22 protein-coding genes are annotated in these 23,605 nt (G+C 66.2%); 10 read left to right on the plus strand and 12 right to left on the minus strand.

Annotated features, from left to right (window positions below):
* Window positions 1–24 precede the first annotated feature (24 nt).
* The 4 genes from L1O03_RS01095 (at window position 25) to L1O03_RS01110 (ending at window position 3,241) form a co-directional block, all read left to right on the plus strand.
* Complete coding sequence (locus L1O03_RS01095; RefSeq protein WP_236117577.1) at window positions 25–675, plus strand: DNA-3-methyladenine glycosylase I; 651 nt, start codon at window positions 25–27, stop codon at window positions 673–675.
* 94 nt (window positions 676–769) lie between these two features.
* Window positions 770–1,477, plus strand: coding sequence for a S1 family peptidase (locus L1O03_RS01100; protein ID WP_236117578.1), 708 nt, complete (start codon window positions 770–772; stop codon window positions 1,475–1,477).
* 37 nt (window positions 1,478–1,514) lie between these two features.
* The gene (locus L1O03_RS01105) at window positions 1,515–2,609 is read left to right on the plus strand and encodes an S-(hydroxymethyl)mycothiol dehydrogenase (protein ID WP_236117579.1); all 1,095 of its coding nucleotides are present in this window, start codon (window positions 1,515–1,517) and stop codon (window positions 2,607–2,609) included.
* Window positions 2,609–3,241 (plus strand): MBL fold metallo-hydrolase, encoded by a 633-nt coding sequence (locus L1O03_RS01110; RefSeq protein WP_236117580.1) that lies wholly within the window; start codon window positions 2,609–2,611, stop codon window positions 3,239–3,241. Before L1O03_RS01105 ends, L1O03_RS01110 begins: the two co-directional genes overlap by 1 nt.
* A 101-nt stretch (window positions 3,242–3,342) precedes the next feature.
* Here L1O03_RS01110 and L1O03_RS01115 read toward each other — a convergent pair whose 3' ends face one another.
* The 11 genes from L1O03_RS01115 to L1O03_RS01165 form a co-directional block, all read right to left on the minus strand.
* On the minus strand, window positions 3,343–4,380 hold the full coding sequence (locus L1O03_RS01115) for a DsbA family protein (RefSeq protein ID WP_236117581.1): 1,038 nt from the start codon (window positions 4,378–4,380) through the stop codon (window positions 3,343–3,345).
* A gap of 33 nt (window positions 4,381–4,413) precedes the next feature.
* The gene (gene rfbA, locus L1O03_RS01120; protein ID WP_236117582.1) at window positions 4,414–5,316 is read right to left on the minus strand and encodes a glucose-1-phosphate thymidylyltransferase RfbA; all 903 of its coding nucleotides are present in this window, start codon (window positions 5,314–5,316) and stop codon (window positions 4,414–4,416) included.
* On the minus strand, window positions 5,316–6,791 hold the full coding sequence (locus L1O03_RS01125) for a sugar nucleotide-binding protein (RefSeq protein ID WP_236117583.1): 1,476 nt from the start codon (window positions 6,789–6,791) through the stop codon (window positions 5,316–5,318). The genes rfbA and L1O03_RS01125 overlap by 1 nt, the downstream gene beginning before the upstream one ends.
* A gap of 3 nt (window positions 6,792–6,794) precedes the next feature.
* Window positions 6,795–7,793 (minus strand): dTDP-glucose 4,6-dehydratase, encoded by a 999-nt coding sequence (gene rfbB, locus L1O03_RS01130; RefSeq protein ID WP_236118028.1) that lies wholly within the window; start codon window positions 7,791–7,793, stop codon window positions 6,795–6,797.
* 17 nt (window positions 7,794–7,810) lie between these two features.
* Window positions 7,811–8,245, minus strand: a complete 435-nt coding sequence (locus L1O03_RS01135) for a DUF2304 domain-containing protein (protein WP_236117584.1) — start codon at window positions 8,243–8,245, stop codon at window positions 7,811–7,813.
* Entirely contained in the window at window positions 8,242–8,988 is a 747-nt protein-coding gene (locus L1O03_RS01140) for a glycosyltransferase family 2 protein (RefSeq protein ID WP_236117585.1), read from the minus strand. Before L1O03_RS01140 ends, L1O03_RS01135 begins: the two co-directional genes overlap by 4 nt.
* 7 nt (window positions 8,989–8,995) lie before the next feature.
* Window positions 8,996–9,919 (minus strand): glycosyltransferase, encoded by a 924-nt coding sequence (locus tag L1O03_RS01145; RefSeq protein WP_236117586.1) that lies wholly within the window; start codon window positions 9,917–9,919, stop codon window positions 8,996–8,998.
* Between the two features lie 45 nt (window positions 9,920–9,964).
* Window positions 9,965–11,206 (minus strand): hypothetical protein, encoded by a 1,242-nt coding sequence (locus tag L1O03_RS01150; RefSeq protein WP_236117587.1) that lies wholly within the window; start codon window positions 11,204–11,206, stop codon window positions 9,965–9,967.
* 3 nt (window positions 11,207–11,209) lie between these two features.
* The gene (locus L1O03_RS01155) at window positions 11,210–12,619 is read right to left on the minus strand and encodes a M1 family metallopeptidase (protein WP_236117588.1); all 1,410 of its coding nucleotides are present in this window, start codon (window positions 12,617–12,619) and stop codon (window positions 11,210–11,212) included.
* Complete coding sequence (locus L1O03_RS01160) at window positions 12,612–14,705, minus strand: prolyl oligopeptidase family serine peptidase (RefSeq protein ID WP_236117589.1); 2,094 nt, start codon at window positions 14,703–14,705, stop codon at window positions 12,612–12,614. Before L1O03_RS01160 ends, L1O03_RS01155 begins: the two co-directional genes overlap by 8 nt.
* A 118-nt stretch (window positions 14,706–14,823) precedes the next feature.
* Complete coding sequence (locus L1O03_RS01165) at window positions 14,824–15,921, minus strand: alpha/beta hydrolase (RefSeq protein ID WP_236117590.1); 1,098 nt, start codon at window positions 15,919–15,921, stop codon at window positions 14,824–14,826.
* A gap of 164 nt (window positions 15,922–16,085) precedes the next feature.
* On the opposite strand from L1O03_RS01165, the gene L1O03_RS11480 reads away from it, so the two are divergent.
* Window positions 16,086–16,208, plus strand: coding sequence for a hypothetical protein (locus tag L1O03_RS11480; protein WP_268913469.1), 123 nt, complete (start codon window positions 16,086–16,088; stop codon window positions 16,206–16,208).
* Window positions 16,209–16,343: 135 nt separating this feature from the next.
* Window positions 16,344–17,753, plus strand: coding sequence for a dihydrolipoyl dehydrogenase (gene lpdA, locus L1O03_RS01170; RefSeq protein ID WP_236117591.1), 1,410 nt, complete (start codon window positions 16,344–16,346; stop codon window positions 17,751–17,753).
* 98 nt (window positions 17,754–17,851) lie between these two features.
* Here lpdA and ramB read toward each other — a convergent pair whose 3' ends face one another.
* Window positions 17,852–19,255, minus strand: coding sequence for an acetate metabolism transcriptional regulator RamB (gene ramB / locus L1O03_RS01175; protein ID WP_236117592.1), 1,404 nt, complete (start codon window positions 19,253–19,255; stop codon window positions 17,852–17,854).
* Window positions 19,256–19,626: 371 nt separating this feature from the next.
* Between ramB and L1O03_RS01180 the strand changes: the two genes are divergently transcribed.
* The 4 genes from L1O03_RS01180 (at window position 19,627) to L1O03_RS01195 (ending at window position 23,577) form a co-directional block, all read left to right on the plus strand.
* A complete protein-coding gene (locus tag L1O03_RS01180) occupies window positions 19,627–20,382 on the plus strand; it encodes a succinate dehydrogenase cytochrome b subunit (protein ID WP_236117593.1) in 756 nt (251 codons plus the stop codon).
* A 24-nt stretch (window positions 20,383–20,406) separates the two neighbouring features.
* Window positions 20,407–22,419 carry a fumarate reductase/succinate dehydrogenase flavoprotein subunit gene (locus tag L1O03_RS01185; protein WP_236117594.1) on the plus strand — a complete coding sequence of 671 codons (2,013 nt, stop codon included), beginning with the start codon at window positions 20,407–20,409 and terminating at the stop codon, window positions 22,417–22,419.
* Window positions 22,419–23,168 carry a succinate dehydrogenase/fumarate reductase iron-sulfur subunit gene (locus tag L1O03_RS01190; protein WP_236117595.1) on the plus strand — a complete coding sequence of 250 codons (750 nt, stop codon included), beginning with the start codon at window positions 22,419–22,421 and terminating at the stop codon, window positions 23,166–23,168. The genes L1O03_RS01185 and L1O03_RS01190 overlap by 1 nt, the downstream gene beginning before the upstream one ends.
* A gap of 61 nt (window positions 23,169–23,229) precedes the next feature.
* Window positions 23,230–23,577 carry a hypothetical protein gene (locus L1O03_RS01195; protein WP_236117596.1) on the plus strand — a complete coding sequence of 116 codons (348 nt, stop codon included), beginning with the start codon at window positions 23,230–23,232 and terminating at the stop codon, window positions 23,575–23,577.
* The last annotated feature ends 28 nt before the right edge of the window (window positions 23,578–23,605 follow it).

A 23,605-nucleotide genomic window follows, 5' to 3' on the forward strand; every position in this document is an offset into this window, starting at 1 on the left:
CAACCGAGAACCGAGGGGGATCTCATGACTCAGACACTGCAGACGACGGCCCAGGCAGCGGGGACAGCGGACCCGGATGTGATCCGAGGGGAGGACGGGGTGCTGCGGCCCCGGTGGGCGGCGAAGGATGAGCTCCTTCGCGCCTATTACGACGAGGAATGGGGATTCCCCGTCCGCGATGAACAGGGAATCTTCGAACGCATCTGCCTGGAAGGTTTCCAATCGGGGCTGTCCTGGTCCACGATTCTGCGAAAGCGGCCAGCCTTCCGGGAGGTCTGCGAGGGCTTCGATCCCGAGAAGGTGGCCTCCTTTGGGGAGAAGACAATAGCGGAGCTTCTTGCCGATGAGCGGATTATCCGCAATCCCCGGAAGATCCACGCGATGATTCGCAATGCCCGCGCCACCCTCCAGCTGCGAGAGGCAGAAGGGCTTGCGGATCTCGTGTGGAGTTTCGAGGAGCCGGAACCGCACCCCTGGCGATGCTGGGCGGATATTCCCAGCTCCACCCCGGCATCCGCCGCGCTGGCGCGCCGGCTCAAAGCCGCAGGCTTTTCTTTCGTGGGGCCCACGACGATGTTCGCACTCATGCAAGCCATTGGCATCATCAACTGCCGTGTTCCCCTGGGAGGGGAGGAATCCCGCCGAGAACCGGGAGCTGGGCACCTTCCCCTTTAATGCGAGGATTCTTATGTGTGCGGGTATCGTGGGCAGACATCAGAGCTGCCCGCAGGTGGGTTGATTGAGCGGAAGGAGAGAGATGAGAGTGAGAATGCGGCGGATACTCGCGGGGATCGGTGTGAGTGCGGCGCTCGCAAGCGGAATGGCCTTCGCGCCGGGAATCGTTCCTGGGGCGGAGCAACTGCCATCGGCCCACGCCGTCGAAGGCGGACGCGATGCTCTTTGGCAGCCATGGACCGCCAAGGTCACCGCCGAGGGCTCGCTCTGCACGGGCTCAGTCATTGGCCCCCACTGGGTACTCACCGCCGCGCACTGCGTGGGAGAAGAAGAGGCGGCGCACGGGGCCGTGAGCGCCGGGGCACGCGCCGAGCGCACCGCGGCGATCGACCGGGTCATTCACGCCCCCGGCGGGGCTGACGCCGCCCTCATCCACACGGCCACCTCCCTAGGAGTGCGCCCTGTCTCTCTCCCCGTGCCGGGGCCCATCCCTCACCAGCCGGGACAATTCTCCGGGTGGGGCCACGGGCGCTACCCGCTGCAGACGGGCTCGGCCACCGTCGTGGGGGAGTACCGCGATCATCACCGGGGAGAGGCGCGCATGCTCGTCACCCATTCCACGCGGGGCGCCCAGGAGCCCGGGGATTCCGGCGGACCATTCCACATTGGCCCCGTGCTCTACGGGGTGTTGTCCTCCACCGGGGCCCGTGACCCGCAAGGCCACGTTGACGCAAACTACACGGCCGTTGACCAGCTCATTCCGTGGATATATCGGACCATTGGAGAAAACAGTTTTCACTAACGACGCCTTGATGAAAACGTCCGTAGGGTAGGGGCATATGAGTACCACAGTTCAAGGAATCATCGCACGCGCCCAAGGCGAACCAGTTGAACAAGTAGAGATCGTTATTCCGGACCCGGGTCCCAACGATGTCATCGTGAAGATCCAGGCCTGCGGGGTCTGCCACACTGACCTCGCGTATCGCGACGGGGACATCGAGGATGCCTTCCCCTTCCTCCTCGGCCACGAGGCGGCCGGGATCGTCGAGCAGATCGGTGAGGATGTCACCCACGTCGCAGAAGGGGACTTCGTCATCCTCAACTGGCGGGCCGTCTGCGGGGAGTGTCGCGCCTGTCGCAAGGGCGAACCCCAATACTGCTTTAGTACCCACAACGCCTCGGCGCGGATGACTCTCACCGACGGCACCGAGCTCACCCCGGCACTGGGGATCGGCGCCTTCGCGGAGAAGACCCTCGTTCATGAGGGGCAGTGCACCAAGGTCAACCCCGAGGAGGACCCGGCCGCCGCCGGCCTGCTCGGCTGCGGCATCATGGCTGGCCTCGGCGCCGCGGTGAACACCGCCCGCATCCGTCGAGGAGAATCCGTGGCGGTCTTCGGCTGCGGTGGAGTCGGGATGGCGGCCATCGCGGGCGCCGTGCTCAATGGCGCATCCACCGTCATCGCGGTGGACATTGATGATCGTAAGCTGGAGAAAGCGCGCAGCTTCGGTGCCACGCACACCATCAATAACAAGGGGCTCAGCACCGAGGAGGTGGCCGAGCGCATCGCCGAGATCAACGGCGGGGTGGGGACCGACGTCACCATCGACGCCGTCGGCATCATGCCCACGTGGCAGCAAGCCTTCTACTCCCGCGACTTCGCCGGGCGCATGGTCATGGTGGGCGTGCCCAACCTCACCGACCACGTCGACATCCCGGCCATCGACCTCTATTCCCGCGGCGGCTCGGTGAGCCCAGCCTGGTACGGCGACTGCCTCCCCGAGCGAGACTTCCCCGCCTATGTGGACCTGCACCTGCAGGGGCGCTTCCCGCTGGGGGACTTCGTCTCGGAGAAGATCGGCCTCGGTGACATCGAGCGCGCCTTCGAGACCATGAAGAAGGGCGATGTCCTGCGCTCCGTGGTGGTGCTCTGATGCCGGGGCTCAGCATCGACCACGTCCTCACCCACGGGACCTTCGCCCTCGACGGCGGGGAATGGGAAGTCGATAACAACATCTGGATCGTCGGGGACGAGTCCGAGGTGTTCGTCATCGACGCAGCTCATGACGCCCAGCCGATCATCGAGGCCGTCGGGAACCGCCACGTCAAAGGCATCCTGTGCACCCACGCGCACAATGATCACATCACCGTGGCGCCCGAACTCTCCCGCGCCTTCGACGCCCCCATCTGGGTCCACCCCGGGGACGACATGCTGTGGACCGACACCCACCCCGAGCTCTCCCATGAGGACCTCGCCGACGGGCAGGAATTCAGCATCGCGGGAGCCTCACTCCGGGTCCTCAACACCCCAGGGCATTCCCCCGGATCCTGCTGCTTCTACCTCCCCGAAGCCAACGAGCTCTTCTCCGGGGACACCCTCTTCCAAGGCGGGCCCGGGGCCACCGGGGGACGCTCCTACACGTCCTTCCCCACAATCATCGACTCCATCCGCGGCTCCCTGCTCACCCTGCCAGCCGAGACCATCGTGCACACCGGGCACGGGGACCACACCAGCATCGGGGCGGAAGCCCCGCACCTGGAAGAATGGATCCGGCGGGGCTACTAAAGCCGCAACGCCCCACCACCTCACCGCCCCAGGACACAGCAGAGCGCCCTCCCCCGTGCGGGGAGGGCGCCGTGCGTATCGTCGGGCAAGTCCTCGCAGGCCTACTTGACCTCCGGAACCTGGACCTCACCATTGGCGGTCTTCGCCAGCTCCTGCTGGATCACCGCGGCGAACTGCTCCGCCGGCTGGGCGCCACTGACAAACTGGGTGCCCACGAAGAAGGACGGGGTGCCAGAGATACCGATGCTCTGCGCATACTGCTGGGCCTCCGCGATCGGCTTCTCAAAGCGATCGCTCGTCGCATCCTTGGTGAACTTCTCCACGTCGGGAACCTGGACATCCTTGGCCAGCTGGACATAATCATCCTTGCTGAGCTTCTGGTCCTTCTCCAGGGTGCTGACCTTTTCAAAGAGGGCGTCCTTGTACTCGCGGAACTTGTTCTGCGCCGCGGCCGCCCGGGCAGCCTTCGCCGCCGCCATGGAATCCTTGCCGTGCAGCGGCACGTCATTCCACTCGATGCGGACCAGGCCCTTGTCCACATAATCCTTCACGAGCTGCGGCTCCACCTGGGAATTAAAGCGCAGGCAGAAGGGGCAGTAGTAGTCGGAGAACATCGAAATGACGACGGGGGCATCAGCGGCGCCCATCGCCATGGGGTCCGAGACATTCCGGCGGTGCACCGCCAGCACATCCGAGGCATTCTGCGGCTCACGGCCCGGGCCGGAAATTGTCGCATCAAAGCTGCCATCATCCTTGGCCCGCGGCACATCCGTCGCCTTCCCTGCCTTCGCGTGGGAGGCGATCTGCGCGGTGGTGGGGGTCGCGGTGTTCTGCCCCCACACGTAGCCGCCCGCGACGGCGAGGACAAGGAGCACCAGGGCCGTCACCCACGCCACCGGGGGAATCGCCGACCAGGAGCGACGCGGGGAGGCGCCCTCCGAGCCCTCCGCGTCCGCCGCCTCGGGGAGAGAATCCCCTTCCGGCTGGTGGGCCTCCTCGGGGGCGGCTCCCGCCTGGCCCACCTGGCCCGGCTCAGCCGCCTGGCCCGCATGGCCCGCCTCCTGCGGGGTCTCCGCGCCCTGCGTGTCCCGCTGGTCCTTCGCGTTGTGCTCTTCGCTGTTCTCGGCGTTCGTGCTCATAGGTGTCCAGGGTAGTCAACGCACCCGCGAGTTCTAGAGCTGGGGGCGGGGCAGGGCGGCGGCGTCGAGAAGGTAGCGCCCATAGCCGGACTTCTCCAGCGCCCGGCCGAGTGTGCGCAGGTGCTCGGCGTCGATGAGCCCTGCGCGATAGGCAGCAACCTCCGGGCTGCCGATGATCTGCCCGGTGCGTTTTTGCAGCACCTCCACGTAGGCGGAGGCTTCGCTCATGGAGTCGATCGTGCCGGTGTCGAGCCACACATCGCCGTGGTGCATGGTGTGCACGCGGAGGCGTCCGGCCTGCAGGTAGGCGTCGTTGACGCTGGTGATTTCGAGTTCCCCGCGCGCGGAGGGGGTGATGGTGCGGGCGATGTCCACCACGGCGTTGTCGTAGAAGTACAAGCCGACCACCGCGTAGTGGGACTTCGGGGTGTCGGGTTTCTCCTCGATGCTGATGGCCCGCCCTGCCTCGTCGAATTCGACGACGCCATAGCGCTCCGGCCGAGCGACCTTATAGGCGAAGATCGTGCCGCCGCTGCCACCGGCGGGGCCCTCGTCGATCCGCCGTGCTTCCGCCGCCAGGGAGGTGGTGAAGCCGTGGCCGTCGAAGATGTTGTCCCCCAGGACGAGCGCCACGCTGTCCCCGCCGATGAACTCCTCGCCGATGAGGAAAGCCTGCGCCAGCCCATCGGGGGAGGGCTGGACGGCGTAACTCAGGCTGATGCCCCACTCGCTGCCGTCGCCAAGGAGGCGGCGGAAGGCGTCGGCGTCGCCGGGGGTGGTGATGATGAGGATCTCGCGGATGCCCGCCTCGATGAGCGTGCTGAGCGGGTAGTACACCATCGGCTTGTCGTAGATGGGCATGAGCTGCTTGGAGATGGCCCGCGTGATGGGGTAGAGCCGCGTCCCGGAGCCGCCCGCCAGGATGATGCCTTTCATCAGGATTCCTCCTCGGGCAGGATGTCGTCGAGGGCCTCCCGCCAATCCCGCGGCGTCCAGCCGGTGGCGATGATCTTCTCCAGGGAGAATGTCGACGACGACGGCCTCGGCGCCATGACCGGCGGGGCGTTGCGGGTTCGCTGGGCGGATTCGCGCCGGGAGTGCTCGTACTCGGCGGTGCTTACGGGCTGGACGCGCTCGGGGTCGGCCCCGCAGCGGCGGAAGACCTCGCGGGCGAGCTCGGCGAAGCTCAGCGCCGGGCCGGTGTTGCTTAGGTGGTAGATCCCGCCGGGGGCGCCGCTGGCCAGGAGGTGCATGATCCCGTCGGCGAGGTCGCGGGCAAGAGTGGGGCGCCCGACTTGGTCCTCGACGACGCTGGGATTGATGTCTCGGCCCGCCAGGTCCATCATGGTGCGCACAAAGTTCGGGCCCTCGCCGATGACCCAGGAGGTCCGCACCACCAGGGCGCCGGGGGAGCGGAGAACGGCCTGCTCGCCGGCTGCTTTGGATTGGCCGTACACGTTGAGCGGGGCGGGGAGGTCGGACTCCTGCCACGTCGGGGCGCTGCCGTCGAAGACATAGTCGGTGGACACGTGGACGAGGGGGATGCCGTGGGCTGCCGCGATGTCCGCGAGCCGCCCGGGGAGCACGGCGTTGAGCGCCCAGGCCTTCTTCCGGCCTTCGGGAGTCTCGGCCGCGTCGACCTGGGTGTAGGCGGCGGCGTTGATGATCGCCCGGTAGCTGGACCAGTCCAGGTCGCCGTCGGCCTGCGGATCCCGGGCGAGCTCCTCCAGGTCGAGGAGGCGCGCCGGGTCGGAGGCGCCCTTCGGCGGGCGGTGGGTGGTGAACTCGAACTCGTCGGCCATGTCGTGCTCGGCGGCATAGGCGCGCAGCGCGCGGGCCAGCTGCCCCGTGCTCCCGATGACGAGGATCCGGCGTGGGGCGGCGGGGGTCACCTCGGAGAGGAGCGGGTGGTAGCGATCCTTATCGGAGACGATGGCCTCGGAGAGCGGGATCGGCCAGGGGATGTTGAGGGTGGGGTCACCGAGGTTCACCGCGAGGTAGTGGACCGAGGGGCTCCAGTGCGCGGTGACGAGGTAGCTATACACCGTGTTGTCGTCCAAGGTCTGGAAGCCATTGGCCACGCCGCGCGGCACGAAGACCGCGGTATCCGGGCCGATCTCGTGGGTGACGACCTCGCCGAAGGTGGGGGAGTCCCGGCGCAGATCGCACCAGGCCCCGAAGACGCGGCCGTGCCCCACGGAGATGAACTTGTCCCAGGGCTCGGCGTGGAGGCCGCGGGTGACGCCGCGCTCGGCGTTGAAGGAGATGTTGTTCTGGACGGGGCGGAAGTCGGGGAGCCCGGCGTCGACCATCTTCTCCCGCTGCCAGTTTTCCTTGAACCAGCCGCGCTCGTCGCCGTGGACGGCCAGCTCGCAGAAGAGGAGACCTTCAATCGCGGTGGTGCTGATCATGCGTTATTGACCTCGCTTCGCGTAGGCGGATTCCACGCTCTCCTTCTCAGGACGCCAGAAGTCCTCGTGCTCCCGGTACCAGGCGATGGTGGCCTCCAAGCCGGCGCGCATGCCGGTGTCCCGGTCGGTGTACCGCGGCTCCCAGCCGAGCTCCCGACGGATCTTCGTGGAGTCCATGGCATAGCGCTGGTCATGCCCCGGCCGGTCTGCCACCAGCTCAAAGGCGTCGGGGCCGAGGCCCATGAGCTCGCAGATGAGCGAAATCACCCGCCGATTATTGACGTGATCATTGTCGGCACCGATGATATAGCTCTCCCCGAGGCGTCCGCGATCGAGGATCGCGTGGACGGCGGCGGAATGGTCGTCGACGTGAATCCAGTCCCGCACCTGCTCGCCCGTGCCATAGAGCTTCGGGGTGAGCCCGCAGAGAATGTTGGTGATCTGCCGCGGGATGAATTTCTCGATGTGCTGCCACGGCCCGTAGTTATTCGAGCACTGGGACAGGGTGGCCGGGATGCCAAAGGAGCGGATCCACGCCCGCACGAGGTGATCGGAGCCCGCCTTCGTCGCCGAATAGGGCGAGGAGGGGCGGTAGGGGGTGTCCTCGGTGAAGCGCGCGGGATCATCGAGCGCGAGGTCACCGAACACCTCGTCCGTCGAGATGTGGTGGAAGCGCACCCCGTGGCGGCGGACCGCCTCGAGCAGCTGGAAGGTGCCGACGATATTCGTCTGCACGAAGGGGGAGGGGTCGCACAGGGAATTGTCATTATGGGATTCCGCCGCGAAATGAACGACGCACTCCGCATTCCCCACCAGTTCATCCATGAGCGCGCTATCGCAAATATCGCCCTGAATGAACTCAATATCCAGGCCCTCGAGGTTCTTCTTATTCCCCGCGTAGGTGAGCTTATCGACGACCGTGATCCGATAATTCGGGTGGTGCTCCAGGGTATAGCGCACGAAATTGGTGCCGATAAACCCCGCCCCACCAGTCACGAGCATGCGGGATGCCGCCTGGGTCATGAGCGCGCCTCCTCCGTCGAGGCCCCCGAGGCCCCTGAAGCTCCCGCGGCCTCCGAGCCGCCAGCGCTCCCAGCGCTCCTCGTGAGCGGCGCCTCGGGGCGGATGGCGTTGGTGAGCGCCACGGCCCGGGCGAGCCGCGCATAGCGCAGCTCGAGCTCGCGGAAGCGCATGTAGGAGGAAATGACGACGAAGACGAAGGCGATGACCAGGGCGTAGAGGAGGAGGTCCGTGCCGCGGTCGACGCCCAGCCAGTTCGCGATGACCGTGAGGTCATCGGGGCGGAGGATCGCCCACACGCTGAGCAGGATGAAGACCAAAAAGCCCAGTTTGACCCCCGCCTTTGCCCGGGCTTTGCGGCGATTCGCGATGAAGAAGAGGGCGATCGCCACCACCGCGAGGAGCAGGATGACCTGGATTAACGTAGCCGTCACGGCAACCTCTTTGCTAGTAGACCATCGGCGAGAATATTGACCCCATTCATGAGGGATTGTCCCTTACTCATCGAGTATTCCGTATAGAGAATATCGACGGGCTCCTCGGCCACTCGCCACCCATAGTTATCCATGATGGTGACAAATTCGGAGGCGTGGGACATCCCATTCATCCGCAGATTGAGCTCCATGGCCGCCTTCTTGTTGAAGGCCCGCAGGCCATTGTGGGAGTCGGTGAGCCCCAGGCGCCGGGTGCGCGGGGAGAGAGCGACGACGATCTGCAGCACAATCCGCTTGATGAGCGGCACCTGATCGTGTTCCGCCCGGGGCCGGCCGAAGCGCGTTCCCACGACGATATCGAGCGGCTCCGTCCGCAGCCGATGGACCATCCGCTTGACGTCTTTGACCTGGTGTTGGCCGTCGGCATCGAAGGTGACGAAGTAGCAGGCCCCGGGTTGGGCGCGGGCGTATTCGACGCCCGTCTGGATCGCGGCACCCTGGCCGAGGTTCACCGGGTGGTTGACCAGGTGCGCGCCGGCGGCGTGGATCTCCTCGGCGGAGTTGTCCGCCGAGCCGTCGTTCACCGCCACAATGTTGGGAAACGTCTCGCGCGCGTGCTCAATGACTCCGCGGATCACCGTGCCCTCGTTGTAGCAGGGAATGATGAGCCACGTATCGGAAAAATCCTCCGGCGAGCCCTGGGGGCGCGGAGGTGTTGGGGAATGCGAAGGGGCTGCGTTCATGATGGGTTCATGCTATCCCACCGGCGTGATGGTCGCGTCCTGGACGGTGGAAAAGGAGGACGTAGATCCGCCGAAGCAGCGGCAGGGGGAGCAGCCGAAAACCCGTGCGCAGTATCACGTTGAGGATGGCGCGCGGCCGATTCACGAGCCCGTTATCCATCAGCGTGGTCTGCATGTGCCACTCCTGGCGGATGACGGCCGGGTCCGCCCGGCGCTCCAGCATGGCAAAGCCCGCGCGGAAGAGGGTGAGCGGCTCTGGCATGTTGCCGAAGCGCGCCCCCGCCGAGAGCATCCGCACCCACAGGTCATAGTCCTCCATGCCGCGGATCTCCCGGTAGCCGCCCACGGCCCGCGCGGCCTCCGTGCGCAGGAGCACAGAGGGGTGGTTCACCGGGCAATTCCAGCGCGCGTAGGCGAGGATGTGCTCGTGCTCCTCGGGCAGCCGCCGCACCCCGAACAGTGCCTCCTCGGGGTTGGCGCCCTTCTCCACGGCCTCCGCATCAAACTCGGCCAGTGCAGTGCCGACGACGTCCAGCCGCCGCAGCGTCGCATAGCGCAGCTGTTTCTCCAGGCGCTCGGGGAGGGCGATGTCATCGGCATCGAGGCGAGCTGTCCACGTCGTCTCCACGAGCTGCAGGCCCGCCTGGCTAGCGACCCCGGCGCCGCTATTGAATTCCAGGCGGTGGATGAGGAAGTGGGTGGGAAGCTCGGCATAGTGCTGCTCCCAGCGGCGGAGGACGTCGTTGAGGGAGGCGGTGAGGGGCCCGTCGGCCACCACGATGACCTGCTGCGGCGGGAGCGTCTGGGCGGCGATGCTGCGGAGGGCGGCGTCGAGGTGAGAGTCGGTGATCTTGTGATACACCGTGATGAGTACGGCGATGTCCGCCGGGGCGGGGGTGGTGGAGCCGGGGCTCGACTGTGTCTCAGACATGCCTATACCTGCATAAATGACCGAAGCTATTCCTAATTCTCTGTACTAACGAGTTGGATAGTAGCGGACCCCCGCCATGTGCACGGCCGCTCCGGCTAAAGGTCCAACCATAAGCGCGGTACAGACCCCCCATGTGAGGGTAGTGGGTAACAAAAGAATGAGGAAAGCGATGAGGGAGGCGCTCAGCCACCCGGCCACATAAAAGCCGTGCCGCTCCACCGCGAGGGCCGCCGCCCCGCTCATCATGAGCACACCCGTGCACGCGGAGGCGAAGGTGAGCACCGCGAGCGTCGGCCCCGGCACGAGGAATCCCTCCCCATAGAGCATCGACAGAATCCACGGGCCGATGAGCCAGGCTGCCACCGCCCCGACGAGCCCCACCCCAAGCACCGCCCCCACCGGCGCGAGCATCGTCTGCAGAATCCGCGCGCGATTCTCCACACAGCGCACGATGAGCGCGGACTGGAAACGGGTGAGCGGCACGAGGATCGGCGCCCGCGTGAGCGTCACCGCGAGAATGATCCCCGCCACGGTCACACCCGTCGCCTGGGCCGGCTCCGGGTGCACGCTCTGCGCCACCTGCACGAAGACAGGGAATCCCGTGATGAGCGCCGCCGAGGCTCCCGTCGCGGTCATCGCGGAGAGGGCTCGACGCCGCAACGCCCGGGCGTCGACATCCGCGACGGCGGCCAGAATCTCCCCCCGATCCCGGCTGAGCGCGAGGATGGCCAGCCAGGCCACCGAACCGATCACCGTGATGAGCATGAACGCCCCCAGACCCCAGCCGCAGGCCCAGGCCACGAGCGCGCAGCCGAGGCGCAGCGCCGCGTCGAGGGCGAGGAGCCCCGCATAGCGCCGCCACAGCCCGAGTCCGGAGAGCACCCCGGAGAGCACCGCCTGGAAGATGTAGCCGGCCAGGCCAAGGGCCATGATGATCGTGCCGCTCAGCCGGTGGCTCTCCACCATGAGTGGCATCCACAGAGCGGCGCTGAGCAGGACAATCGCCACCGCGATCGCGGCGATCTGCCCGCCCAGGCGCCAAGGGCGGCCGCGCCCCGCCGCCCCCGATCCCGCCGCCGTGGCGCCGGCGCCCTTCTCGCGGGCGTGGGAGATGCTGCGCGTCGTCTCCTGCATGAGGCCGTCCGTGCAGCCACCCAGGGCGAAGAAGAGCCCCCAATAGGCCTGGAACTGGTCGGCACCCGCGGCGCCCAGGGCCCAGGCCGCCAGGGAGATGACGATGAAACCCGAGGCGGCGGAGAAGATCGTGGCATAACTGAGCCAACGCATGGGTTAGGACCTCTCTGTGCTCTGTGTGCTCTCTGTGCGCGTCGGGAAGGGGGGAAGCTCGGGGCGCCAGAGCCAGGCCTGGAGGAGCTCCTCTAGTTCCTGCTCGGCGAGGCCGCGCTCGGCCGCCGCGCGCCGAGCCTCCCGGAGAAGATCATGGGGTTCCACAACACTGTGCCGCCCCGCCTGGACATAGCGTCGAATCATGGCGAAGAAGGCCTCATCGCCCAGGGCGGTGCGCAGCGCGTGCACCGTGAGGGCGCCGCGCTTGTAGAGGCGGTCGTCGAACATGAGGCGCGGGCCGGGATCCCCGATGATGATGTCCTGCGGGGCGCGTCGGAGCCGCTCATAGTGGGTGCGGGCGTTCTCCGCGGCGGGGATCCCGTGGGCGTGCTCGGCCCAGATCCACTCGGAGTAGCAGGCGAAGCCCTCGTTGAGCCAGATGTCATTCCATTGCGCGAGCCCGAGGGAGTTACCAAACCACTGGTGGGAGAGCTCGTGCGCGATGAGCCGCTCCCACTCCCCGCGCCCGCGGCAGTGATTCGAGCCGAAGATGCTGAGCCCCTGCGCCTCGAGGGGGATCTCCAACGGATCCTCCGTGACCACCACCTGGTAGGAGGGGAAGGGGTAGGGGCCGAAGAGCTCGGCATAGCAGCGCAGCATGTCGGTCTGGCGGGCAAAGTCCGCCCGGAAATTCTCGACGCACCCCGGCGCCACCCATCCCAGCACCGGGATCCCCTGCGGCCCCTCGGGGAGCTCGACGCGCCGATACTCGCCCACCTGCACCGTGGCGAGGTACGTCGCCATGGGATGGGTGGTGCGATATTCCCAGGTGGTGCGGGATCCGGAGCGCTTCTCCTCGACGAGCTCCCCGTTGGCGATCGCCCGGAAGGGGTGATCGGCGCTGATGCGGATCTCGAAGTAGGCCTTCTCATCGGGGGTGTCATCGCAGGGGAACCAGCTGGGCGCCCCGCACGGCTGCGAGGCCACGAGGGAGCCAGACTCCAGCTCCTCCCAGCCGATCTCCCCCCACGCGGAGCGCACCGGCCGCGGCGTGCCCCCGTAGTGGATCTGCAGGCTGAATTCGCTTTCGACGGGCACCGGCCGGGAGAAACGAATCCGCAGCTTTCCACCCCCGTGCTTGAATCGCGCGATGCTGATTCCCGCGGCCTCCCCGCGGCCACGGAACTCGACGCGCCGCACGGCGAGCCCCGCCGCAAGATCGAGGGTGAGGGCCTGCAGGGGCTCATAGTTGTCGAGGAGCAGCTCCGCCACCCCGCCCAACCGGTTGGGGATCACCTTGTAGTCCAGCTCGAGCCGGTAGCGGCGAACATGAAAACCCAGGTTGAAGTCAATTCCCGTGTAGGAATCGCGGGTGCCGGGGATGGGGGTGGAGCGGAGTCGTCTGCTAGTCATCGTGCCCTGATAGTACTCCCAGCAGCCACGTCGCGATGAGCGACTCCACCGCGGCCACCTGCGCATAATCCGCGGCCCCGGCGTGCCCGCCCTCGGTGTTCTCCGCATAGTCGACGGGCTGCCCGGCCGCGGCGAGCGCCCGGGCGAAGAGCCGGGCGTGGGCGGGGTGCACGCGGTCATCGCGGGTGGAGGTTGTCACCAGCGCGGGCGGGTAGGGCCGCTCCGACCGATCAACCACGTGGTGGAGCGGGGAGTAGCTCTCTAGAACGGCACGCTCCTCGGGTACGTCGGGGTCCCCGTACTCGCACATCCAGGAGGCCCCGGCGAGCCAGCGGTGATAGCGCAGCATGTCCGTGAGCGGCACCTGGATGACGGCCGCACCGAGGAGCTCGGGGTACTGGGTGAGTGCCTGCGCGGTGAGCAGACCGCCGTTGGAGCCGCCGCGTACCGCGGTGAGCGCGGGCGTCGCATAGCCCCGGGCGTGGAGGTCCTCGATGACCGCCCGGTGATCCTCATAGACCTTGGTCCGATTCTTCTTCACCACCTGCTGGTGCCACTCCGGGCCGAACTCCCCGCCGCCGCGCAGCGAAGGCTGCACAATATACCAGCCCTTCTCCAGCAGCGAGGTCCCCAGAATCCCCAGGTAGGAGGGTAAGAGCGAGACCTCAAAACCGCCATAGCCGCCGACAAACGTCGGGTGCGCCTCCCCGTCGAAGCGCCCCGTGATGAAGTAGGGGATCCGCGTCCCGTCGGCGGAGGTGGCCCAGTGCTGGCGGGTCTCCACGCCCGTCGCGTCGAAGGCCGCCGGCGCCTCCCCATAGCAGCGCGGCTCGGTGTCCTCCGAGGGGTCCAGGCGCAGCAGACGCGGCGGCTGCGCGAAGGAGTGGAGGAAGATCCAGGCCTCGTCGCCGTCGCGCGGGGAGGAGGCATAAGGGATGGCGTGCGAGTGCTCGGGCAGCGTCACCTCGGTGGGCGCGGCCTCGGGCTCGCGCAGATCCACCACGAGAAGCCGCGAGCTCACATCCCGCGAGAGGCCAATGAGCAGGTAGTTCTGCGTCGTGAGCACGGATTCGAGGCTCGTGCGCTCATCCGGGGACACAAGCACCCGCACCCGCGCGCTCTCCGGCTCGCGCAGCGCCTCCTCGAGGGGGACGACGCCCAGCCCGCCCGCCGGCACCCCGGCGCTCAAGCCCGACGTGGCCTCCGTGCGGGGCATCAGGAGAAGATGCTCGCCGTGGACCACGACGCCGCAGTCCTCCGGGACGGGGATGCGGGTGGACTCCGCTACGCTCGCGCCCACCGGGCCGATCCACAGGCGGGTGCGGAACATGTCCACCGACTCGAGGAAGAGCAGCCGCGGGGGCGTCGCCGTGTCATCGAGCCAGGCGTGCGCACCCACACTCTGCGCCGGGCACTCCATGATCACCGGCGCCTCGGCGGGGGAGTGGCCCCGCTCCCACAGCTGGATCCGCCGCGGATAGCCCGAGTCCGTGAGGCTTCCCTCCCCGTGATCGGTGGCGAGCAGCACCCTGTCCTCGTCGATCCACCCCACCGAGGACTTCGCCTCCGGCAGCACAAACGCCCCCTCCTCGGGGCGGAGGAAGCGGCGCTCCTCGCAGTCGAACTCGCGCACCACGGTGGCGTCGGCGCCGCCGCGGGAGAGGAAGAGAAGGGCTCGACGCCCACCCGTGCGCTCCACACTGCCGCCCTTCCACACCCAGCTCTCGCCTTCCTCGGCGGAGAGGGCATCGAGGTCGAGGAGCACCTCCCAGGCGGGCTCCCCGGCCAGGAAGTCCGAGGCCAGGGTGCGGCGCCAGAGGCCGCGCGGGTGCTCCTCGCTGTCCTTCCAGAGGTTGTACAGGTACTCGCCGCGGCGGGACACGGTGACGAGCTGCTCCTTCGAGCCCAGGATCTCAATGAGTCGGGAGCGCAGCTCCTCACGCTCGGGGGTGGAGCAGGCGGCGTCGGTGGCCTGCGTCCACTCCTGGGCCCAGGCGAGGGCGGATTCGCCGAGGACGGGGATGAGCTCCTCGGGATCGATGGCAGCGCGGGAGGTGGCGTCGTGGGAGAAGGGGAGAGCAGTCATGGCGGCCATCATAAAGAAAAGCGCACCCCCGGGCAGTCGCGCGAACTGTCGGGGGTGCGGGAGAGCAGAGGGCCGAGCCCGAGGGCCGGTCAGAGCTGAGCGCTATTCCGGCGCTGGATTAGAGGCCGAGGCCTCGCTGGATGGTCGGCCAGGAGTGGCGGAGGTCATCGTTCCAGTAGCCCCAGGAGTGGGTGCCCTTGTTGTTGAACTGGAAGTGAGCCGGGATGTTCAGGGAGTTGAGCTTGGCCTGGAGGTTGTGGGTGCAGTTGTTCGTCGCACCCTCGATGGCGCCGCCCACGATCATGGTCTCCGCCATGGAGATGCCCTTGAGGTTGTCGGGGACATCGGCCAGGCGCGGGCTGTCGGGCATATCCCAGGTGCCCGCCGTGCCGGAGCCGTTGGAGACGTAGATCTCGTGGCCGCGGAGCTTCTCGGCGTTGACGAGGCCGTCGTTGTAGCGGCTGTAGTCACCGCCCATGGGGCCCCACATCTGCTCCGGGGTGGCCTTGCCACGGTTGAGGGTCTGCTGGAGGTAGTACCAGGGCAGCGGGGTGGAGGTGGCAGCGCAGCCAGAGTAGGAGGCCACGGCGCCGTAGAAGCCCGGGTTGTGCTCAGCGAGGAGGATGGAGGAGGTCGCGGACATCGACATGCCGGCGATGGCGCGGTTGCCATTGGCGCCCAGGTAGTTCTCGATCGGGCCGGGGAGCTCCTTGGTGAGGAAGGTCTCCCACATCTGCTTGCCGCCGAGGTTCTCGTTGGGCTCCACCCAGTCGGTGTAGTAGGAGAACTTGCCGGCCATCGGGATGACGACGTTCAGTCCCTTGTCCTTGTAGAAGTCGAGGACATCGGACTGCTGGATCCAGTTGGCGCCGCCTTCGCCGCCGTCACCGCCGTTGAGCAGGTAGAGGGTGGGGGCGTTGGGATTCTCCGCGCGGAGGATGGCCAGCGGGACCTGGCGATCCATCGAGGGGGAGTAGGCGAGGACCTCTTCAGTACGGGGATCCTCGTCGTTGACGGCCTTGCGCCAATAGGGCGAGGTCTCCGTGACGGGCTTGGAGTTCTTCGTGATCTGCGCCAGGGCGGTGTCACCAGCGACATCCTGAGCGCTCACGGTGCTGACAGCGCCGGCGGGGGCCACGGACATGACGCCCAGCGCGGTGGCGGCGGTCACCATAACAGCGGCGGCGGGGGCCGCCCAACGCGAGACAATGCTCATGAGGTTCTTCCTTTGTGTTCTGCTCTCACAGCGGTAATGAGCCGGTATCGGCCACGGGTACGGATTCAGGATAGTCTTAACTGTCGCATACTTCGAGTTCACAGTGATACATTCAATAACTGTTTGAGTCCTCGACCCCGCTTGATGTAAGGAGCCACCCCCTCATGAACCCTGTTCAGAAGTTCTTCCAGGACATCTTCCTGAGCATGTCCGACGCCCTCGGAGCCCACATCCACAACGGCTCCTCGGCACTCGCCAACCTGGCTCTGGCGATGGGCTGGATCTAAGCATCACCGTGAGCGGAAGGGCGTCCCTGCGGGGGCGCCCTTACCCCTGTACGGGGTAGGGGGTCAGGGGAGGACAGCGCATATTCTCTCGGAGGGATGCGACAGTTCGGGGTGAGACCAGTATCGTTGGGGGACGTGAGTGAACATTATGATGTCGTAGTCCTTGGCGCCGGCCCCGGTGGGTACGTCGCCGCCATCCGCGCCGCCCAGCTTGGCAAGAAGGTCGCTGTGGTGGAGAAGAAGTACTGGGGTGGGGTGTGCCTCAACGTAGGCTGCATCCCCTCGAAGTCTCTCCTCAAGAACGCCGAGGTGGCCCACATCTTCAATCACGAGGCCAAGACCTTCGGTATCTCCGGGGATGTGAGCTTTGACTGGGGTGCCGCGCACTCGCGCTCCCGCAAGGTCTCCTCGGACATCGTCAAGGGTGTCCATTACCTCATGAAGAAGAACAAGATTACTGAGGTCAACGGCCTCGGCTCCTTCGAGGATGCGCACACCATCACCATCACCGAGGGGGAGGATAAGGGTAAGACCCTCACCTTCGATGACTGCATTATCGCCACCGGCTCCGTCGTGCGCTCCCTGCCGGGCGTGGAGATCGGCGGCAACGTCGTCTCCTTCGAGGAGCAGATCCTCAGCGAGGACCTCCCGGAGTCCATGGTCATCGTCGGTGCTGGCGCGATCGGCATGGAGTTTGCCTACGTCCTGGCGAATTATGGCGTGAAGCTCACCATTGTGGAGTTTATGGACCGCGTGCTGCCCAACGAGGAGGTCGAGACCTCCAAGGCCATCGCGAAGGAGTACAAGAAGCTCGGCGTGAAGCTCCTCACCGGCTACAAGACCACCGCTGTGCGGGACAAGGGCGATGTCGTCGAGGTGGACGTCGAGAGCAAGGACGGCAAGAAGAAGGACACCCTCAGCGTCGATCGCGTCATGGTGTCCATCGGATTCGCCCCGCGCGTCGAGGGCTATGGCCTGGAGAACACCGGCGTCGCCCTCACCGAGCGCGGTGCCATTGACGTCGACGAGCGGATGCGCACCAACGTCGAGCACATCTACGCCATCGGCGACGTCACGGCGAAGCTCCAGCTCGCCCACGTGGCGGAGGCCCAGGGCGTGGTGGCGGCGGAGACCATCGCCGGCGCTGAGACCATGGAGCTCGGCGATTACATGATGATGCCCCGCGCCACCTTCTGTAACCCGCAGGTCGGCTCCTTCGGCTACACCGAGGAGGGCGCCAAGAAGGCCTTCCCGGATCGCGAGATCGTCTCGGCCACCTTCCCCTTCTCCGCGAACGGCAAGGCCAAGGGCCTGGGCGAGACCGCCGGCTTCGTCAAAGTCATCGTGGACAAGGAGTTCGGCGAGCTCATCGGCGGCCACATGGTGGGCGCCAACGTCTCCGAGCTGCTCCCCGAGCTCACCCTGGCCCAGCGCTTCGACCTCACCGCGGAGGAGATCGGCCGCAACGTCCACACCCACCCGACCCTCTCCGAGGCCATCAAGGAGGCCGCCGAGGGCACCCAGGGCCACATGATCAACCTCTAAAGGATCCCGCGGCGGGCTTCCACGGCCCGCCAGGGTTCCCACAGCACCCCGCGCAGCGTTGACGACGACGCCCGCGCGGGGTGTCGCCATCCGCGGGGCTAGTAGGGGGCGATGGTCGAGTGGTGGGCGTTGATATCCACCTGCTCATGAAGGGCGGGGAAGGCCCGCTGGGCGCAACCGTGCCGCGAGCACATGCGGCATCCGGGGCCGATCGGGGTGGCTGAGGCAGGGTCGGAGAGGTCAAGCCCTTGGCTGTACACCGTGCGCTGGGCGTGGCGGGACTCGCAGCCCAGGCCCACGGCGAAGATCTTGCCCGTCGCCCCGAAGTGCGGGCGGCGGTGCTGCACCGTGCGCGCGGTCCACAGGTAGTGGCGCCCGTCGGGCATCTGGGCGTGCTGCCGGTGAATCCGCCCGGGCGTGGCGAAGGCCTCGTAGATGACCCACAGCGGGCAGGTGCCGCCGGCGTTGCTGAAGTGCAGCCCGGTCGCCGATTGCCTCTTCGACATATTCCCCGCGCGATCCACTCGCACGAAGGTGAAGGGGATCCCGCGCAGCTGCGGGCGCTGGAGGGTGGACAGCCTGCTCGCGATGGTCTCATAGCCCACGCCGAAGACCTGGCTGAGGTACTCGATGTCGTATCCGTTCTGCTCCGCGCAGCGGTGGAAACCCTGGTAGGGCATGAGGATCGCAGCCGCCGCATAGGAGCCGACGCCCCGCCTGGCCAACTCCCGCGAGGCCTCCGAGCGGAAACCCTCCGCCCTCACGAGCTCCTCCACATCCTCCGCGCACTCCAGAAGCGCCAGCTCCGCCGCGAGCCGGAACGCCCGCTGCCCCAGCGAAAGATGGGAGTGCACGGTGAGGATCCGGGTCTCGGGGTCAAAGTGGTGAACCAGGTCGTTATCCCCACTCACCGTGTGGACCTCGACGCCATACTCCTCCCGCGCCGCCGTGCGCAGTTCCTCCTCCAGGACGTTCATGGGGAGCTGGCCGGCGCCGAGCGCCTCCCCGAAGTCCTCGCAGCGAATGTCAAGGTCATGGAGGTAATTCTGCCGGGCGTAGAAGAAGTCCCGGACCTCCTCGTGGGGCATGGCGAGGGCCTCGGCTCCCTCCGTCGGGCTGTCCATGATGAGGGAGAGCTTGTCCCGGACGCTGGCGTATCGCCGGTGCATCGCCACCATCGTGCGGGCAATGTCCGGGTGGTTGTACACCAGCTCGGAGAGTTCGTGCATGTCGATGGCCACGCGGTTGATCTCGTCGTCGTGAATGACCTCCTCGAGCTCGGCCATGAGGCGGGAGTCATCGTCGAGGGAGAAGAAGGTGGCGTCGACGCCAAAAGCCTCAGTGATGCGGAGCAGGACGGGGACGGTGAGCGGGCGGACGTCGTGCTCAATCTGATTGACGTAGCTGGGGGAGAGCCCGAGCTCGGCGGCGAGCTCCGCCTGGGTGAGGTCGCGTTCCCTGCGCAGCTGGCGCAGCCGCGACCCCACGAAGGTTTTTGCCATGAGCTGAGATTTTGCCAGAAATGTGAGCTCTTTCGCATCGGGCGGGGTAGTGCGCGCCGCGAAACGGGGCAAGTTCCACATTATTTCCACCGAAAGATTGATCCCGATTGGGGTGACCCGCCCCCGATTTTCACTAAAGGTGAGAAAAGTCACAGAGAGAGCAATTTCGCAGGGGTATTCAGTGAGAACTCCGAAGAACGGCAGGAACCGGCCTTATAGTGCCAGGGCGCCGAGCGGAAAGACTAGGGAAGCCATACCTAAAAACCACGGCTACCGGCGCGAATGGTCTCCAGGCTCAGGGTGTCTGAGATCTTCCTGAATAGGATCCGCGCGGGGGAGAGACATAAAATTGAGGCGACTATGGAGGTGTCATGACTACAAAGAACCCGGATCCCGTGGCCATTGCCCACGGAAAAATTACTGAGGAGCCTCTGCGGAAGCTGCCGAAGTACCCCAGCTGGGCGATCAAGCTCACCATGGCCATCACTGGCCTCATCTTTGGGCTCTTCGTCCTGGTGCACATGGTGGGGAACCTGAAGATCTACATGCCCGATGAGGATGGCAAGGCGCCGATCGACGTCTACGGTGCGTGGCTCCGTGACCTCGGCGCCCCGCTGCTCCCGCACGAGGGTGCCCTGTGGATCTTCCGCATCGTGCTTCTGGTGGCGATCGTGCTCCACATCTACGGCGCATTCGCGCTCACCGCGCGCGCCCACCAGGCCCGCGGAAAGTTCCGCCGCACCAACCTCATCGGTGGGCTGAACTCCTTCACGTCCCGCACGATGCTCGTGACCGGCATCATCCTGCTGGCCTTCATCATCTTCCACATCCTGGACCTCACCATGGGTGTGACCCCGGCAGCGAGCAGCGCCTTCCACGAGGGCACGATCCACGCCAACATGGTGGCCAGCTTCTCCCGCCCGGCCGTCGCCATCTTCTACATCATCGCCATGGTGGTGCTCTTCCTGCACCTCTCCCACGGTGTGTGGCTGGCTGCGAGCGACCTCGGTATCACCGGTCGTCGCTGGCGTCAGGCGATCCTGGTCATCGCCTACCTTGTCCCGGCGATCGTGATGATCGGCAACATTTCCATGCCGCTGCTGATCCTCTGCGGAGTAATTAGCTGAGGAACTGGATAAGGAAGAGGAATCATGAGCAATAACACAGAGACTGCCGCTCGTCCCGAGTTCACCCAGCCTAGCTCCGTCGTCGAGAACGTCCGCCTGGGCAGCATCCTGGAATCCCACGAGCCCAAGGGTGTCCCGACGAAGGACATGTGGCAGTACCAGAAAGACCACATGAACCTGGTCTCTCCGCTGAACCGCCGCAAGTTCACCATCCTCGTGGTGGGCACCGGCCTCAGCGGCGGTGCTGCCGCGGCCGCCCTCGGCGAGCTCGGCTACAACGTCAAGGCCTTCACCTACCACGACGCCCCTCGTCGTGCGCACTCCATCGCCGCGCAGGGTGGTGTCAACTCCGCCCGCGGTAAGAAGGTGGACAACGACGGCGCCTACCGCCACGTCAAGGACACCGTCAAGGGCGGCGACTACCGCTGCCGTGAGTCCGATTGCTGGCGTCTGGCCTATGAGTCGGTGCGCGTCATCGACCACATGAATGCCATCGGCGCCCCCTTCGCCCGCGAGTACGGCGGCACCCTGGCCACCCGTTCCTTCGGTGGTGTGCAGGTCTCCCGCACCTACTACACCCGTGGCCAAACGGGTCAGCAGCTGCAGCTGTCCACCGCGTCGGCTCTGCAGCGCCAGATCCACCTGGGCTCCGTGGAGATCTTCACCCATAACGACCTCGTGGACTTCATCATCACGGAGAAGGATGGGGAGAAGCGCTGCGAAGGCATCGTGACCCGTAACCTCATCACGGGTGATCTCAGCGCCCACACCGGCCACGCCGTCGTGCTGGCCACCGGTGGCTACGGCAACGTCTTCCACATGTCCACGCTGGCGAAGAACTCCAACGCGTCCGCCATGATGCGCGCCTACGAGCACGGCGCCTACCTGGCCTCGCCCTCCTTCATCCAGTTCCACCCGACGGGCCTTCCAGTCAACTCCGAGTGGCAGTCCAAGACCATTCTGATGTCGGAGTCGCTGCGTAACGACGGCCGCATCTGGTCCCCGAAGGAGCCCAAGGACGACCGGGATCCCAACACGATCCCCGAGGAGGAGCGCGACTACTTCCTCGAGCGTCGTTACCCGGCCTTCGGTAACCTCGTGCCCCGCGACGTCGCGTCCCGTGCGATCTCCCAGCAGATCAACAAGGGCCTGGGCGTCGGACCTCTGCACAACTCTGCCTACCTGGACTTCCGCGACGCTATCGAGCGCCTCGGTAAGGACACGGTTCGGGAGCGTTACTCCAACCTCTTCCAGATGTACGAGGAGTCCATCGGCGAGGACCCCTACACCACGCCGATGCGCATCGCCCCGACCTGCCACTTCACCATGGGTGGCCTGTGGACGGACTTCAACGAGATGACCTCCATCCCGGGTCTCTTCGCCGCCGGCGAGTGCTCTTGGACCTACCACGGCGCCAACCGTCTGGGCGCGAACTCCCTGCTCTCCGCTTCGGTGGACGGCTGGTTCACGCTCCCGTTCACGGTGCCGAACTACCTGGCCCCGCTGCTCGGCACGGAGAAGCTCGCGGAGGACTCCCCGGAGGCCCAGGCCGCCGTCGAGACCGCCCAGGCCCGCATTGATCGCCTGATGAACATCAAGGGCGACAACCCGCACGGCCCGGAGTACTACCACCGTCAGCTCGGTGAGATCCTCTACTTCTCCTGCGGCGTTGCCCGCAACACCAAGGATCTTGCCGACGGCATCGAGAAGATCCGCGCCCTGCGCGAGGACTTCTGGGCCAACATGCGGATCACCGGCGAGCAGCACGAGATGAACCAGGTCCTCGAGTACGCGAACCGCGTCGCGGACTACATCGACCTCGGTGAGCTCATGTGCATCGATGCTCTCGACCGCGACGAGTCCTGCGGTGCGCACTACCGCGATGACCACCTCTCTGAGGACGGCGAGGCCGAGCGTGACGACGAGCACTGGTGCTTCGTCTCCGCGTGGGAGCCTGGCGAGAACCACACGTTCATCCGCCACGCTGAACCGCTGTACTTCGAATCGATCCCGCTGCAGACAAGGAACTACAAGTAATGAAACTGACACTGGAAATCTGGCGTCAGGCTGGACCTACGCAGGAGGGCCGTTTCGAGACCATCGAGGTCCCGGATGCTGTGCCGCAGATGTCCATCCTGGAGCTTCTGGACCACGTCAACTCCGGCCTCATCGAGGAAGGCAAGGAGCCCTTCGCCTTCGCCTCCGACTGCCGTGAGGGTATCTGCGGTACCTGTGGCCTCACGGTGAACGGCCGCCCCCACGGCGCCGACAAGAACAAGCCGGCCTGCCAGCAGCGCCTCGTGAGCTACCACGACGGTGACCACCTGCGCATTGAGCCGCTGCGCTCCAATGCCTACCCGGTCATCAAAGACATGGTGGTGGACCGCTCCGCCCTTGACCGCGTCATGCAGAAGGGTGGCTACGTCTCCATCAACGCCGGCACCGCGCCGGATGCTGACACCCTCCACGTCAACCACGATGTCGCCGAGCGAGCCCTCGACCACGCCGCCTGCATCGGCTGTGGTGCGTGCGTCGCCGCCTGCCCGAACGGTGCAGCCCACCTGTTCACCGGCGCGAAGCTCGTCCACCTCAAGATGCTCCCGCTGGGCAAGGAAGAGCGTGGCAAGCGCGCCCGTCAGATGATCGACGAGCTGGAGACCAACTTCGGCCCCTGCTCCCTCTACGGGGAGTGCGCCGACGTCTGCCCGGCCGGCATCCCGCTGACCGCCGTCGCCGCCATCAACAAGGAACGCGTCCGGGCCGCTCTTCGGACCAAGGACGACTGAGGTAGTATGAAGCTCAGCTGAGATGAGCTCTTCACAATTCTGAGAAAGGTGAGTGATGGCGATGGCATCCAGCCAGGCCACAGCCCCCAAGGAATCCTTCCCGGCCTATGAAGGTCGTATGCACTATGTCGAGGGTTACCACCCCTCGAGCCTCTCTGCGCCGCACTCCTCTCTGCAGCGCAGCTCCACGTGGATTGGCATGGGCTTCGTCCTGGCCTCCCTCGCTGGATTCGGCATCCTCGTGTTCGGTGTGGCCTCCGTGCTGTGGAACCCGAACCAGGCAGGGATGTTCTTCCTCGTCCTGGGGGCCATCCTGGCGGTGGCTTTCCTGGTCATCGGTTTCGGCCTCATCCACTATGGGCGGCGCTACTACCGCTCCTATGTGAAAGAGACGGGGCACCACTTCTAGTCCCTGACCCATCACTCGCGTCACTCAC

The organism is Corynebacterium uropygiale (genome assembly GCF_021568315.1).
In the GTDB taxonomy this organism is placed as follows: Bacteria; Actinomycetota; Actinomycetes; order Mycobacteriales; family Mycobacteriaceae; genus Corynebacterium; species Corynebacterium uropygiale.